This is a genomic window from Fructobacillus sp. ESL1117 (genome assembly GCF_058508565.1).
Genome location: NZ_CP196385.1, coordinates 1,033,929 through 1,048,284, shown reverse-complemented (window position 1 = coordinate 1,048,284; position 14,356 = coordinate 1,033,929). Strand labels below are relative to the sequence as shown.

Sequence of the window (14,356 nt, the reverse complement as noted above, 5' to 3'; positions counted from 1 at the left end):
TGTCTAGGTGTCGCTAGCCTAGTTGAGCCAAAACTGAAAGAGATATTGAATGGAACAACTTGACTATAAACAGATGAATGGGCTGTCTTTAGCTTACATCGGTGATGCGATTTATGAATTAACAGTCCGCAATCACCTGGTTGCCATGGGATTAACGAAAGTGAACGACTTACAAAAAAAGTCACGGCACTATGTCTCGGCCAAAGCGCACGCCGCCTTGTACCAATTGATGGAAGATGATCAATTGCTCAGTGAGAATGAGTTAACTTATTTTAAGCGTGGTCGCAATGCCAAGTCATATACCAAGGCTAAAAATACCAATGTTGTGGCATACCGGATTTCAACTGGTGTGGAAGCAATGATTGGTTACTTGTACTTGTCTAATCAAGAAGAGCGTTTACAAACGATGATGGAATGGATTTTCGACCAAGTGGAAAGCGGGAGAACGAACAATGTCTAATGAGCAAGCACCAGCCTTTATTTACGGTCACCATGCCGTTGTTGAGGCTTTAAAACAGAAAACAGCAATCAACAAGCTGTGGTTACAGCCTGGTTTGCAGCCAAAAGTAGAGCGGGAAGTGAGCCAATTAGCTAAGCAACAGGGCATTGTTATCCAACAAGCGCCCAAGGCAAAGTTGGATGAGTTAGCCGATGGGGGTAATCACCAGGGCTTGGTTTTGTCAGTGGCTGCCTTTACTTATGCTAGTCTAGATGACTTGTTTGACAAGGCTCAGAGTAAAAATGAGGATCCTTTTTTCCTGATTTTGGATGAAATTGAGGATCCCCATAACTTAGGATCAATTTTGCGAACGGCTGATGCTGCTGGTGTTCATGGTGTCATTATCCCCAAGCGTCGAGCAGTGCAACTGACGGGAACGGTGGCGAAAAGTTCTACAGGTGCAATTGAGCACGTCCCGGTTTGTCGCGTGACGAATTTGGTGCAAACAGTTAAGACATTGAAAGAACGTGGCGTTTGGATCTTTGGTACTGACATGGCCGGACAAGATTATCGGACATGGGATGCCAAAGGTGCTACGGCCCTGGTTATTGGAAATGAAGGGAAAGGAATTTCACCCTTACTGAAAAAACAGGTTGATGGTATGTTAACCATTCCAATGATTGGTCATGTTCAATCGTTGAATGCCAGTGTGGCTGCTAGTTTATTGATCTATCAAGGATATAGTTCAAGGCACCCTCTTTAAGGGGCCTTGTGTTCACAAAGCCCCCCGCTAAAGGAGGCTTTTTTGATGGAAAGAAGACCATTACGGGAAGGGAGCCACGAAGTGCTCCTAGCGCAACAGGGTGATGAAGAGGCTTTTGTGACCCTCTATCGTCGTCATGTGGGCATGGTATGGCTGGTCTACGGTAACTATTTGACGAATGTTTGTCGCGCAGATGATTGGGAAGCGGATGCTCTCGAAGCCATGTTGCACTGCCTAAGACGTTATGATGTGCAAAAGGCTCGGGCAAAGTTTTCAACATACTTAATGGCTGCTTTACGTAATCGGGCGATTGACTATATTCGGAAGCAAAATACAAAGCAGGAGCAGTTTAACCGTGCGATGACACGTTTTGATGCCAGCCAGGATTTGCCTGTTGTGGTTGCTGAACCGACGGGAACCCCGGAACAACAATGTATTGCCCGTGAAACTCTAGCGGAAGTTTTAAACTTTCGCAAAGGTGAAGTTGCTAATATTATTAGTTTTCTGATTGGTGATGGGCGAATTTTATTGCAACCACATGAATCGAGTCATCAAGTTACTAGGGTGCAATACCGGTTGAAGCAGGCTTATTTGCGGCGGCTCTATGAGTGAATGTTGAAAAGCAGGCCTAAAGATGCTATGATGCTAGTTAGTGAGGTAACTTTATGCCAAGTCAAAAAGCATCATTGGCCTGTGAGGTCTGTGGATCAAGAAATTATACCGTTACCCTGGCAAAGGGGCGGGTAGAGCGCTTGAGCGTCAAAAAGTTTTGTCCCCATTGCAAAAAGCATACGCTCCACCGAGAAACAAAGTGAGGTAGTGAACCATGATTACATACTTTAAAAATGTCGCTGCAGAAATGCGCAAAGTTTCTTGGTTGTCAATGGAACAAACAACAAAAGAAACGGTTGCTGTTATTAGTATCTCAATCGTTTTTGCCGTCATTATTGGTGCATCAGATTGGCTTTTGCAACAAGGTGTCAATTTGTTCTTGGCACGATAAGTCGGAATATAGTATACTAAAGGCAGTTAGAAGAGTCAGCGGACTCTTTTTTATTTGCAATTCAAGGAGGAAGGGCATTTGCCCGAAATAACCATGACTGAAGAAATCGAAAAAGCTTGGTTCGTTGTCCACACATATTCAGGTTACGAACACAAGGTTCAAGCAAACTTGGAATCACGAACACAAACAATGGGAATGGCCAATCAAATTTTCCGGATTTTGGTGCCAGAACAAGAAGTTTCGACTGTTCAAGATGGTGAAGTGAAGACTTCCATCGAAAATGATTTCCCTGGCTATGTCTTGGTTGAAATGGCCACTCCACAAGATGGTAATATGACTGATGAAGCTTGGTATGTTGTTCGTAACACGCCAGGTGTTACCGGATTCTTGGGTTCTCACGGAGCCGGATCAAAGCCAAACTCTTTGTTGCCTGAAGAAGTTGAATTGTTGATGAAGCGCATGGGAATGACTGGTCAAGCCACTGTTGATTTGGATATCGAAGTTGGTCAAACAATCAAGATTGTTGCTGGTCCATTTAACGGGATGGAAGGAATTGTCCGTGCCATTGACAATGAAAAGCAAGAAGTTGAAGCAACAGTTGAGGTCTTTGGTCGTGAAACGCCAACAGAACTTGGCTTCAACGATATCGATACAAATTTTTAATTAGAGTTTAGACCGAGTACAAATGCCTTTGTTGTTGGGTTTAAAGAAAAAACGTCCTTTACTTGGGACGTTTTTTTTGATATACTAATCTGGTATGTCAAAGACATGCGTGGAAGCAGCACTGAAGCTGCGCTCTACCACAACACGAGGAGGAAATATATCGTGGCTAAAAAAGTTATCAATGTTGTGAAACTGCAAATTGCCGCTGCCAAAGCAACTCCAGCTCCACCAGTTGGACCTGCCTTGGGACAAGCCGGTATTAACATCGCACAGTTCACTAAGGAATTTAACGCACGGACTGCTGACCAAGCTGGTTCAACAATCCCTGTCGAAATCTCAGTTTTCGATGATCGATCATTCGAATTCGTTACTAAGACTCCACCAGCAGCTGACCAATTGCGGAAGATTGTTGGTAAGGGTTCTGGTGAACCTAACCGTACTAAGGCCGGTAACGTAACCTTGGACCAAATTCGTGCAATTGCTGAAAACAAGATGGCAGATTTGAATGCCAACGACGTAACAGCAGCCATGAAGATGATCGAAGGAACAGCCCGTTCAATGGGTGTTACGGTCGACGGTGTGGACTTGACTGTTGAAGGAACAGCAATCAAGGAGGACGCAGAATAATGACACAAAAGCATGGTAAGAAGTATTTAGAAGCTGCTGCTAAGGTTGAAGCTGAAAAGGCTTACGCATTGGCAGACGGAATTTCTTTGTTAAAGGAAGTTTCATACGCAAAGTTCGACGCTTCAGTTGAAGTTACTTTCAAGTTGAACGTTGACACTCGTCAAGCTGATCAACAACTCCGTGGTGCTGTTGTTTTGCCTAACGGTTCTGGTAAGGACAAGACAGTTGTTGTCTTTGCTCAAGGCGACAAGGCAAAGGAAGCCGAAGCTGCCGGTGCTGACGTTGTTGGTGCTGCTGACTTGGTTCAACGCATCCAAGACGGTTGGTTAGACTTTGACGTTGCTGTGGCAACTCCTGACATGATGGCACAAGTTGGTCGCGTTGGTCGCGCATTGGGTCCTAAGGGATTGATGCCAAACCCAAAGACTGGAACTGTAACCATGGATGTTACCAAGGCTGTTTCAGATGCTAAGGGTGGTCAAGTGACTTATCGTACTGACCGTGACGGAAACGTTGCCGTTACTGTTGGTCGTGTATCATTTGACGATGCAAAGTTGGCTGAAAACATTAAGTCAATTGCTGAGACTGTTTTGAAGGCTCGTCCTGCAGCTGTTAAGGGAACTTACGTTTCAAACGTTGCTTTGTCTTCAACAATGAGTCCTGCAGTTACCTTGGACTTGGCTTCTCTTTAATTGACAGTCTAGCTGAAAACTGCTAAGATAAATAAGTAAATAAAATCAATTTTGCCTAAGACTCAGGTGGTGCTTGCACCTTAATATCCTGCCGAGGAAGTTAATCAATTAACTTTACCCGTCTGTCTTTTGCAGGCGGGTTTCTTTTGCAAAAAAATCTTTGAAAGGAGAATTTCATATGAGTGAACAAGCTATTGCAATCAAAGCACAGAAGGTTTCAGAAGTTGCCGATCAATTTAAGGCTGCTTCAGCCGCTGTTGTTGTCAACCCACGTGGTTTGACTGTTGCCGAATCAACCGACTTGCGTTCACAGTTGCGTGAAGAAGGCGTTGTCTTGGAAGTTATCAAGAACAAGGTTTTGGAACGTGCTGCTAAGGAAGCTGGTTTCGAAGAACTGAACGATTTGTTTGCTGGCCCATCAGCCGTTGCCTTTTCAAACGACGATGCTGTTGCCCCAGCTCGCATTTTGAAGAAGTTTGCTGACGAAAATGACAAGCTCGTTATTAAGGGTGGTGTTGTTGACGGAAGTATTGCTGGTGTTGATGAAATTAACAAGTACGCTTCATTGCCTTCTCACGAAGGTTTGCTTGGTCAGTTGATGGCCGAATTCCAGTTCCCTATCCGTTCCTTCGCTTATGCTGTTAAGGCATTGCAGGAAAAGAAGGAAGCTGAAGAAGCTACTCCAGCTGCTGAATAAGCATAACTATAAATTACAAACTATTTAAAAACTAATTGGAGGAATTAATCATGGCTTTTGATAAAGACGCGATTATCGCATCATTGAAGGATGCAACAATTTTGGACTTGGCTGACTTGGTTTCAGCTATCGAAGAAGAATTTGACGTTTCAGCTGCTGCTCCTGTAGCCGCTGCTGGTGCTGCTGGTGCCGATGGCGCAGCTGCCAAGTCAGACTTCGACGTAGAATTGACTTCAGCAGGTACTGCTAAGGTTAAGGTTATCAAGGCAGTTCGTGAAGCTACTGGTCTTGGCTTGAAGGAAGCTAAGGACATGGTTGACAACGCACCTTCTGTTATTAAGGAAGGCGTTGCTGAAGCCGATGCTAACGAATTGAAGGAAGCTTTGGAAGCAGCTGGCGCATCAGTTACTTTGAAGTAATCCTAGAAAAAGGGCCTTTAGAGGCTCTTTTTTTGTACATATTTTAGTAAAATAAGAACAGAGGACAACAACGCATGACGGAAAAAATTTCAGGTGAACAATACTTTACGGCACAACCAGATGCAGCTCATGATTATCAAGATTTTGATTTTGAACTTTTAGGTAATAATTTGCATTTCACGACCGATGCTGGTGTTTTTTCCAAAAGAACGGTTGATTTTGGGACACGGACGATGCTTGCTGTCGCGGCCAAAACTGATTTTCCAGCTGGTCGTATCTTGGATTTGGGCACCGGTTACGGTCCAGTGGGGATTGCTATTGCTAAGGCGCTGAACAAAAATGTTGATATGGTCGACGTCAATCAGCGAGCCCTTGATTTGGCCCAAAAGAATGCCAACAAAAACGGAGTGGGTAGCCAAGTGAAAGTTTTTCAGTCCAATATTTATGAGGGTGTTCAGGATCAATATGCGTTAATTTTGGTCAATCCGCCAATTCGCGCTGGTAAGCCAGTGGTGACAGCAATGCTCCAGGAAGCCAAAAACTATCTACTACCAGGTGGTAAGCTCCTAGCCGTTTTGCAAAAAAAGCAGGGCGCACCATCTGCTCAAAAGAATCTCGAAGCTGTTTTTGATAACGTTTCGATTGTAGGTAAAAATAAGGGCTACTATGTCTTGGAGGCGGTGCATGGCTGAAATTCCAACTTTAAGCTCTGAACAAGTGGCTTATTTTATGGATATTGCCATAGCAGAGGCGAAACAGGCTGGTGAAATTGGTGAGGTACCGATTGGTGCTGTAATTGTCAAAGATGGACAGGTGATTGCGACCGGTTCAAACCGGCGGGAAATCGACCAAGAAGCCAGTAGCCATGCTGAATTATTGGCCATCAACCGGGCAAATCAGGAGCTCGGTACGTGGCGGCTCGAAAATACAGCACTTTTTGTGACCTTAGAGCCCTGCCTGATGTGCGCGGGAGCCATCATTAATGCTCGGATTCCATTGGTCTATTATGGTGCCCAGGATCAAAAGGCTGGTGCTGTATCATCTTTATATAATGTCTTTGAGGACAAGCGGTTAAACCATCAAGTAAAAACTTATGTTGGTGTGAAGGCTGATCAATCCAAGGCTTTATTGAAGGCCTTTTTTCAAGAAATTCGACAAAAGCAAAAAGCGAAAAAACGGGCTGCCAAAACATTGAAAAAGTTGGCTGAAAGTGAGTAACCGTCAGGTTTTTAGACTGATTTTTCTTCTTGGAAATGCTTGCTAAAAACCTGATATTTCGCTATAATAACAGTGCAGGCAAGGGTTGCCTTTCGAACCGAGTCAGGACAGAAATGTAGCAGCTCTAAGATTGATTAACCTTGTGCTTGTGTACATAGCAAAACCGCCAAACGGCGGCTTTTTTTGTAAGGGAGGGGACCACCATGGCATATCAAGCACTTTACCGGGTGTACCGGCCAAGGACTTTTGAGCAAATGGTCGGCCAAGAAGTGATTACCAAGACGCTCGAGAACGCCATTGAGCAGAAACAAACAGGTCACGCATACCTATTCTCGGGTCCACGCGGAACGGGAAAGACCTCAGCGGCTAAGATTTTCGCCCGCGAAGTCAATGGCATTAGCCAGGACCAGGCAAATGAGTCCCACCCCGACATTATTGAAATTGATGCGGCTTCGAATAACGGAGTTGATGAAATCCGATCTATTCGAGATTCGGCTAATTACGCCCCAATCGAAGCACCATTTAAGATTTATATTATTGATGAGGCCCACATGCTATCGACGGGCGCCTTTAATGCACTTTTGAAGACTTTAGAGGAGCCACCGGCTCAAGTAAAGTTTATTTTGGCGACGACTGAAGTGCAAAAAATGCCTGCCACCATTTTGTCGCGGACACAGCGCTTTGAGTTTAAGCGGCTTTCTAACGAAACGATTAAGAACCGCATGATTGAAATTTTGCACCAGGAAGAGCAGCCATTTGAAGACCAGGCTTTAGAGGTTGTGGCCACTGCTGCGGAAGGTGGGATGCGCGATGCTTTGTCAATTTTAGATCAGGTAATTGCCTATGGTCCAGATAAAATTTCGCTCGAAAACGCCCTGACGGTAACCGGATCGGTCAAAATCGATCAGTTACTGACTTACTTAAATCAAATATTAGACCGCGACACGGCAGCTGCTTTAGCAACTTTGTCTGCAATTTTGTTAGCAGGAAAGGACGCTAATCGCTTTTTAGCTGACTTGATGGCTACCCTGCGAGATGTGATGCTCGTTGACTTAGCGCCGGATCTGGTGCAGGCAACTAGTAAGATAAAAGAGCTAAAAGCCTTTAAAGCCAAAATTTCCCAAGACCAATTGCAACAAATGCTTGTCGTTATCGATGATGTGAAGACCCAATTGGCTGCCTCATTGCAAAGCGATATTTACCTTGAAATCTTGACGGTTAAGCTAACATTAGCAGACGCAGATCAAAGTCAGTCAGCTTCCCGAGTTAATCAAGGAAAGTTGCATGAAGAACCTTTTACACGCAGGGAAAACACAAAAGAAGTAAAAATAGCTGCTAAGCCAGTTGATACAGACCAGACTAAGCCGGCTATTGTTGAGGCTGCGGCAACCAAACAAGCTGCAGTGACTGAGGACAAGGTCACTGAAAGAATTCAAGGAGAACCAGCTGCTAAAGAGGCAGCGGGTCGACAGGCTCAATCAGAGCAAAGACCACTGACAGGGTTAGAGCAGGATAATGATTTGTTAGGGGATACTGATTTTGCTGGTGAAGAGCGGCCTTCACCAATTGACCCGGCGGCAAATCAATCAACGGGAAAGTCACAGAACGACGCGTCTTACGCTCAAGTACAAGCAGCGCCAGCCAAAGAATCAGTTTCGCGAGAATTACCAACTGTTTATATCGGTCAAGAGCCCGTTCAAGCAGTTCTGTCTCAGGCAAAGCGAGATTGGCTGACAAAGGCGCAAAACGTCTGGCCTGACCTAGTCAAGGATTTTGCAGTTAAAGACCAAGCAGTCTTACAGACGGTCGAACCAATGGCTGCTTCCGACCGGGCCTTGATTTTAGCCTTTGATTTTCCAGCAATTATGGACGCTAGTATACAAAATACCGCTTTGTTGGCTAATTTGGCAGCTGCACTGCGCAAAAATCAGTTACCAGAAATTCTAGTCATCCGGAGCAAGGACGAATGGCAAAATGACCGAGCAGCTTACGTGACAGCCTTGCGGTCAGGGAAAAAAATCGAGATTGCTCTTGATGACTTGACTCCACTGGTCTTAGAACCAAAGTACGACCAGTCAGCGGCAGTGACTGAGACGGCCAACCAAGAAAAAGTTGACCAGGGTCCTGATTTAGTACAAGAAGCCAAAGCCCTCTTTGGGGACGATTTGGTCGTTGTGACCCAAACAGATGATGAAGGAAAATAGGACATGCAATATCCAGAACCAATTGCAAAATTAATCGATTCATATTCAAAGTTACCGGGAATTGGGGCAAAAACTGCCAGCCGATTAGCTTTTTACACATTGGGGATGGACCGAGAGGATGTCAATTCCTTTGCCAATGCCTTGGCAACAGCGAAAGAATCGGTTACATTTTGCGAAATTTGCGGTAATATAACAACAAAGGATCAAAATCCTTGTGCTATTTGTTCCGATGCTAGCCGTGATCAGAGTACAGTTTTGGTCTTACAAAACCCAAAGGATGTGATGGCAATGGAGCAGACTGGGGAATATCACGGACTTTATCATGTTTTAAATGGTGTGATTTCTCCTAGTGCCGGAACAGGGCCAGAGGATATTAATCTGCCATCTTTAATTAAGCGTCTTTCAAAGGATGAGCAGATTCAAGAAGTGATTGTTGGGACGAACGCCAATACCGATGGTGAAGCCACCGCGATGTACTTGGCCCGCCTTTTGAAGCCGGCTAATATTAAAGTGACTCGACTAGCAACCGGCTTAGCGGTTGGGGCCGATATTGATTATGCGGATCAATTGACTTTGATTAAGTCCATCGAAGGCAGAAATGAGCTCTAATGTTTAATAAAAAGAAAAAAGTGAATACTGGTTTCCTCAAAGAAAAATTTGATGCATTACTTTTAAGTCAAATTAATCAAGCACGTTTAGAATACCACCAAGCGCAAGAGTCCGAAACGGCATTGGTCGATTCGCGGGTTAACGGTCATATGATTCAAGCCCGAACGGCAGTCGACAAGGTGAAGTTCTCCTACCTTTACAATGAGGCTCGACGTCGCAAGGCAGTGGCGAAGCAACCGCTGATTTTCAAGCAACCACAGGAATAGGAGCTGCCCATGAGTGAAATGCATTTTTTGTCATTTGAGGGTCCGGAGGGGGCAGGAAAAACCACGGTGATTGAGGCGGTGCGTCCGTACTTAGCAGAACTGGCTCAGGCAGATGTCTTAGTAACTAGAGAACCAGGTGGAACACCGATTGCTGAAGGAATTCGAACGCTGCTCCAAGAAAAAACGGAGCCGGCAATGGATTCTTGGACGGAAGCATTGCTCTATGCCGCTTCTCGACGTGAGCACCTAGTCCAAACCGTTCAGCCGGCAATTGCTGCCGGAAAGGTGGTTTTGTCAGACCGGTACCTTGATTCATCATTGGCTTACCAAGGTGGTGGGCGTCAACTTGGGGTGAACCGGATTGCCGAACTAAACGCCTTTGCCACGCAGGGACGACTACCAGATTTAACGATTTATTTGGATTTGCCGGTCGAGATTGGGTTGAAGAGGATTTTTGCCAATCGAAAGGGTAAGATTGACCGACTGGATGAAGAGGAACTTTCTTTTCATCAGACAGTCCGTCAAACTTATTTGGAATTGGTGGAAAAAAGCCCAGAACGAATCAAGCTGGTCAATGCCAACCAAGATGTTCAAGCTGTAATTGAAGAAGTCAAGCAGGTCCTAGCGACCTATTGGAGGTAAGAAGATGAAATTAGTCAATGCCATTGTTCAAGATAAAGATGCAACAAAGTTAGCTAACGCCTTCGTGAAGGCCAAGATTCAAGCAACCCGTCTTGCCACATCAGGTGGCTTCTTGCGGTCCGGCAATACGACCTTTATCATTGCCATTGATGAGGACCGAGTTGAGGAAGTTCTGCAAATTATTAAAGATGTTTCACAGAAGCGTAAGCAGTTTATGGTGCCGCCAATTAGTGTTGAAGGAGAGCGGACGGGGGCTTTCCCAGTCGAAGTTGAAGTAGGTGGGGCCACTGTCTTCACGCAGACGATTGATGATTTCTACCAGTTCTAATTTTTAATGGCTAAAAGAAATAGTAACAAGGGTCAAACAGCCCAAAATACTGCAGCACCAGCTCTTGTTGACCAAGATTTTCAGGCAATGGCAGCAGCGGCCTATCCGGCTAATTACCGCCAGCTTGAGCAAGCGGTGGCTGAAGACCGCCTTTCACACCTCTATTTGTTAGCTGGTGTGGGCAATGCTGAAAAAATTGCCTTGGCGCAGTCGTTGGCTTCTTTTGTACTTGGTCAAGATGAGCTAACGAAGCAGCGACTGGCCGCTTTTGATCACCCAGATTTTGTGACCGTTTTACCCGAAAAGCCGGGAGCGGCGATTAAAATTGCACAAATCAGGGCCTTGGTCCCAGAACTGACAACAACTGCCTTGGAAGGACAGCGAAAAATTTTCGTGATTGACCAGGCGGATACGTTGACGACAGCAGCGGCTAATTCACTGTTGAAATTTATCGAGGAGCCGGTGGGTCCACAATTAATTTTGCTTTTAGCAAATCAGACCAGCGATGTGTTGGCAACGATTCGGTCGCGCGCCCAGTTAGTGAGCCTCCAGGCATCCGACCAAGTAAACCTTGGTAGTCAGGTTGCTCAAGAAGCTTTCGCCAAGGAGGCCCAACCGAAGGTTTTTAAGTGGTTTGAACTGGCGATGACAGAGGATGTGGCTTTAATGGCATACCTACAGGGACAACTTTTGCCCATGGTGACCGTCAAGGACCAGGAAAATCAGGTTCTATCCTGGCTTCAGTTGCTTGGTCGCGACTTAGCTGTTTATTCTTATGTTGACCAAGACCAATTGGCTTTTCCTCAGTTGCTTGGTTTTTATCAGGGAATGGTTAAGCGTTATCAGCCTGACCAGTTATTAGCGGTTGGGAAGCTGATTTTACAAACCGACCAGTTGAAGAATGTTAATATTTCTTGGCAAAGTCGGTTAGAAAAACTGGGACTCGAAATCACAATGGCCTTGGGATAGGATGATATGCAGGTACAAAAAAGTTTTGCAGAACAAACAACGGGGACACTCTACCTCGTTGCCACACCGATCGGTAACCTTCAGGATATGTCAAAGCGAGCCATTGAGGTGTTATCGACCGTAGATTTGATTGCAGCTGAAGACACAAGACACACACAGTTATTACTGAACTACTTTGATATTCATAACAAAAAGACGGCCCTTCATGAGCATAACTGGCAGGAAAAGGCTCCACTGATTGTTCAAGATTTGTTGGCAGGACAGTCGGTTGCCCAGGTTTCTGATGCGGGCTTGCCTTCCATCTCAGATCCGGGGAAAGAATTAGTAGCCCAAGCAATTGCTGCTGGAATTCCAGTTGTGCCTGTGCCAGGGGCCTCAGCCGGTATCACGGCGTTAATTGCCTCTGGCCTTGTGCCACAACCATTCTATTTTCATGGCTTCTTGCCACGAAAGAAGGGAGATCAGCAGAACGTTTTGGCGGACCTTGCTCGTCGACCCGAGACACTAATTTTTTATGAGGCCCCGCACCGCTTGAAGGCAACAATGGAAAATTTGCTTACTGTGTGTGGCCCTAGTCGACCAGTCGTCTTGGCCCGGGAGCTAACAAAGCGTTACGAGGAATTTTTGCGTGGGACCACGAAGGAGTTGGTCGACTGGCTAACTGAAAATCAGGCCCGTGGAGAATTTGTTGTGATGGTTGCCGGCGCTAGCACAGAAGACCTCAAAGAAATGGCCGAGCCACAGCAGGGGGATGCTAAGATTTTGGCTGAAACGGCTGACCTCCCTCTTGACCAAGCGGTGGCCAAGTTAGTCACGGCCGGTCAAAAGCCGAATCAAGCGATTAAGCAGGTCGCCAAAGAACGGGGATTGAACCGGCAAGAGGTTTATAAAATTTATCATCAAATCGAGGAAGATCATGGCTGATATTTTTTCAATTACACGACCTGTTGAGTATTATCAGGTTGATCTGACACGCAAGCTTTCCTTACCAATGGTCTTGAACCTGGCCATCCTATGCTCCAGGCTCCAGGGGGAACACTTGAACGTTGGTTATACTGAAACCGATAAGCGTGGTTTGGGTTGGGTTATTTTACAATATGATTTAAAGATTACCCGCCGGCCAAAATTAGGTGAGAAGATCACAATTGAGACCAAGGCTGGGGAGTGGTCTTCTTATTTTGCCATGCGTGGCTTTTACTTTAAGGACGAACATGGTGAAATAATTATTGACATTGATTCCCTTTGGGCCTTGATTGACTTAGAGACGAGGCGAATGAAGCGCCTACCTGAAGACCTTGTTGTTCCTTATGGTGGCCAAGAGGTGCGTCGTTTAGACAAGATGGTCAAGGTTGATAAAATCAAAGATGCAGATGTTCAGGTTAGGCGGCCCTATCAGGTACGTTTCTTGGACATTGATGGAAACCGCCACGTCAACAATTCTAAATACTTGGAGTGGATGTTGGATGTGTTGCCCCTTGATTTTTTGAAAGGGCATGAGGCGGCTGAGCTGACCATTCGTTATGAAAACGAAGTCCATTATGGTCACCGAGTTGAATCACAAGCAATTTTAACAGATAATAAATCAAGACACCGGGTTGTCAAAGAAGATGGAATTTCGGCAGAGGCCGTGATTAATTGGATGGACCGGCCCAAACAAAAAAGTGAGGAAAAGTAGATGTCTGTATTAGTATTAGGTGGCGCTGGCTATATTGGTTCACATATGGTGCGGCGGTTGTTAGACCAAGGACAAGATGTTGTTGTTGTTGATAATTTAGTAAAGGGGCACCGAGCAGCGGTGGCACCGGAAGCTAAGTTTTATCAAGTCGACATTCGCGACAAGCAAGCCTTGTCTGAAGTTTTTGAAAAGGAAAACATCGATGCTGTCGTTCATTTTGCGGCTTTCTCAATTGTGCCAGAATCCGTTGCTGAACCATTGATGTACTTTGATAACAACACGGCGGGAATGGTGACTTTGCTGGAAGTGATGAAAGACTTTGATGTGAAGAAGATTGTCTTTTCATCAACGGCCGCTACTTACGGTAACCCAGTGAACATTCCAATCAAGGAAACAGACCCACAAAACCCAATCAACCCTTATGGGGAATCGAAGTTGATGATGGAAAAGATGATGGCTTGGGCCGATTCGGCTTATGACATCAAGTGGGTAGCCTTGCGCTACTTCAACGTGGCCGGTGCTATTGAAGATGGTTCAATTGGTGAAGACCATGGTCCAGAAACGCACTTGGTCCCCATCATCTTACAGGCGGCAGCCGGTCAACGCGAATACATCGAAATGTTTGGGGATGATTATAAGACGCCAGATGGTTTCAACGTTCGGGATTACGTCCACGTTGTGGACTTGGCAGATGCCCATATTTTAGCCTTGGATTACTTGGCCAAGGGTAACAAATCAGCTCAATTTAACTTAGGATCTGCCACTGGTTTCTCGGTTAAGGAAATGGTTGAGGCAGCCCGTGAAGCAACTGGCGTGAATATTGAGGCCAAGGTTGGGCCACGTCGTCCTGGTGACCCAGATATCTTGGTTGCAGATTCAACGCAAGCTCGAGAAGTTTTGGGTTGGCAACCAAAGTTTGATAATGTGAAGGACATCATCAAAACAGCTTGGAATTGGAAAGAAAAGCATCCAAATGGCTATGATGACCGCAAATAAAGTTTAAAAGGCCAAAGAGGCCTTTTTTTAGTATGATTTTGCAATATAATTAATAAAAAAGCAAAAAAGTGTTGTTTGTTTGTCTGTAAGCGTTTACAATAAAGATAAGGAAACGTGTTGAATAAAATCAACCTCCGGTTCAAAAC

21 protein-coding genes, 1 other RNA gene and 1 other annotated feature are annotated in these 14,356 nt (G+C 45.3%); all 22 genes read left to right on the top strand.

Translation table 11 applies throughout. The features are described 5' to 3' along the window. Positions 1–49 precede the first annotated feature (49 nt). A complete protein-coding gene (locus ACSYSH_RS04845; protein WP_252773357.1) occupies positions 50–460 on the top strand; it encodes a Mini-ribonuclease 3 in 411 nt (136 codons plus the stop codon). Beyond that, complete coding sequence (gene rlmB / locus ACSYSH_RS04840) at positions 453–1,202, top strand: 23S rRNA (guanosine(2251)-2'-O)-methyltransferase RlmB (protein ID WP_252773358.1); 750 nt, start codon at positions 453–455, stop codon at positions 1,200–1,202. Before ACSYSH_RS04845 ends, rlmB begins: the two co-directional genes overlap by 8 nt. A 45-nt stretch (positions 1,203–1,247) precedes the next feature. After that, positions 1,248–1,814: an RNA polymerase sigma factor gene (locus ACSYSH_RS04835; RefSeq protein ID WP_252773359.1), complete on the top strand. Its 567-nt coding sequence runs from the start codon at positions 1,248–1,250 to the stop codon at positions 1,812–1,814. Between the two features lie 53 nt (positions 1,815–1,867). Further along, a complete protein-coding gene (gene rpmG, locus ACSYSH_RS04830; protein WP_252773360.1) occupies positions 1,868–2,017 on the top strand; it encodes a 50S ribosomal protein L33 in 150 nt (49 codons plus the stop codon). A gap of 11 nt (positions 2,018–2,028) precedes the next feature. After that, on the top strand, positions 2,029–2,205 hold the full coding sequence (secE, locus tag ACSYSH_RS04825) for a preprotein translocase subunit SecE (protein WP_252773361.1): 177 nt from the start codon (positions 2,029–2,031) through the stop codon (positions 2,203–2,205). A gap of 93 nt (positions 2,206–2,298) precedes the next feature. Then, complete coding sequence (nusG, locus tag ACSYSH_RS04820) at positions 2,299–2,868, top strand: transcription termination/antitermination protein NusG (protein ID WP_047974799.1); 570 nt, start codon at positions 2,299–2,301, stop codon at positions 2,866–2,868. Positions 2,869–3,030: 162 nt separating this feature from the next. Next, positions 3,031–3,495, top strand: coding sequence for a 50S ribosomal protein L11 (rplK, locus tag ACSYSH_RS04815; protein ID WP_047974798.1), 465 nt, complete (start codon positions 3,031–3,033; stop codon positions 3,493–3,495). Next, positions 3,495–4,187: a 50S ribosomal protein L1 gene (gene rplA, locus ACSYSH_RS04810; protein ID WP_252773362.1), complete on the top strand. Its 693-nt coding sequence runs from the start codon at positions 3,495–3,497 to the stop codon at positions 4,185–4,187. The genes rplK and rplA overlap by 1 nt, the downstream gene beginning before the upstream one ends. A 36-nt stretch (positions 4,188–4,223) precedes the next feature. Next, positions 4,224–4,343: a sequence feature (ribosomal protein L10 leader region), on the top strand. A gap of 22 nt (positions 4,344–4,365) precedes the next feature. Then, entirely contained in the window at positions 4,366–4,884 is a 519-nt protein-coding gene (gene rplJ, locus ACSYSH_RS04805) for a 50S ribosomal protein L10 (protein ID WP_489816127.1), read from the top strand. Between the two features lie 50 nt (positions 4,885–4,934). Continuing rightward, a complete protein-coding gene (gene rplL / locus ACSYSH_RS04800) occupies positions 4,935–5,303 on the top strand; it encodes a 50S ribosomal protein L7/L12 (RefSeq protein WP_047974795.1) in 369 nt (122 codons plus the stop codon). A gap of 74 nt (positions 5,304–5,377) precedes the next feature. Next, a complete protein-coding gene (locus tag ACSYSH_RS04795) occupies positions 5,378–5,995 on the top strand; it encodes a class I SAM-dependent methyltransferase (protein ID WP_489816126.1) in 618 nt (205 codons plus the stop codon). Further along, positions 5,988–6,521, top strand: a complete 534-nt coding sequence (gene tadA, locus ACSYSH_RS04790) for a tRNA adenosine(34) deaminase TadA (RefSeq protein ID WP_489816125.1) — start codon at positions 5,988–5,990, stop codon at positions 6,519–6,521. Before ACSYSH_RS04795 ends, tadA begins: the two co-directional genes overlap by 8 nt. Positions 6,522–6,591: 70 nt before the next feature. Continuing rightward, an RNA gene (ffs, locus tag ACSYSH_RS04785) (signal recognition particle sRNA small type) lies at positions 6,592–6,678 on the top strand. Between the two features lie 46 nt (positions 6,679–6,724). Next, positions 6,725–8,725: a DNA polymerase III subunit gamma/tau gene (gene dnaX, locus ACSYSH_RS04780; protein ID WP_489816124.1), complete on the top strand. Its 2,001-nt coding sequence runs from the start codon at positions 6,725–6,727 to the stop codon at positions 8,723–8,725. Between the two features lie 3 nt (positions 8,726–8,728). Then, the gene (gene recR, locus ACSYSH_RS04775; protein WP_489816123.1) at positions 8,729–9,334 is read left to right on the top strand and encodes a recombination mediator RecR; all 606 of its coding nucleotides are present in this window, start codon (positions 8,729–8,731) and stop codon (positions 9,332–9,334) included. After that, positions 9,334–9,600 carry a DUF2508 family protein gene (locus ACSYSH_RS04770; protein WP_489816122.1) on the top strand — a complete coding sequence of 89 codons (267 nt, stop codon included), beginning with the start codon at positions 9,334–9,336 and terminating at the stop codon, positions 9,598–9,600. The genes recR and ACSYSH_RS04770 overlap by 1 nt, the downstream gene beginning before the upstream one ends. Before the next feature lie 9 nt (positions 9,601–9,609). Next, complete coding sequence (tmk, locus tag ACSYSH_RS04765; RefSeq protein WP_489816121.1) at positions 9,610–10,242, top strand: dTMP kinase; 633 nt, start codon at positions 9,610–9,612, stop codon at positions 10,240–10,242. Positions 10,243–10,246: 4 nt separating this feature from the next. Then, a complete protein-coding gene (gene darA / locus ACSYSH_RS04760; protein ID WP_252773370.1) occupies positions 10,247–10,570 on the top strand; it encodes a cyclic di-AMP receptor DarA in 324 nt (107 codons plus the stop codon). Between the two features lie 6 nt (positions 10,571–10,576). Beyond that, on the top strand, positions 10,577–11,539 hold the full coding sequence (locus ACSYSH_RS04755; RefSeq protein ID WP_489816120.1) for a DNA polymerase III delta subunit-related protein: 963 nt from the start codon (positions 10,577–10,579) through the stop codon (positions 11,537–11,539). A 6-nt stretch (positions 11,540–11,545) separates the two neighbouring features. After that, entirely contained in the window at positions 11,546–12,463 is a 918-nt protein-coding gene (rsmI, locus tag ACSYSH_RS04750) for a 16S rRNA (cytidine(1402)-2'-O)-methyltransferase (protein ID WP_489816119.1), read from the top strand. Continuing rightward, complete coding sequence (locus ACSYSH_RS04745; RefSeq protein ID WP_489816118.1) at positions 12,456–13,214, top strand: acyl-[acyl-carrier-protein] thioesterase; 759 nt, start codon at positions 12,456–12,458, stop codon at positions 13,212–13,214. Before rsmI ends, ACSYSH_RS04745 begins: the two co-directional genes overlap by 8 nt. Beyond that, a complete protein-coding gene (galE, locus tag ACSYSH_RS04740) occupies positions 13,215–14,210 on the top strand; it encodes a UDP-glucose 4-epimerase GalE (protein WP_252773374.1) in 996 nt (331 codons plus the stop codon). The last annotated feature ends 146 nt before the right edge of the window (positions 14,211–14,356 follow it).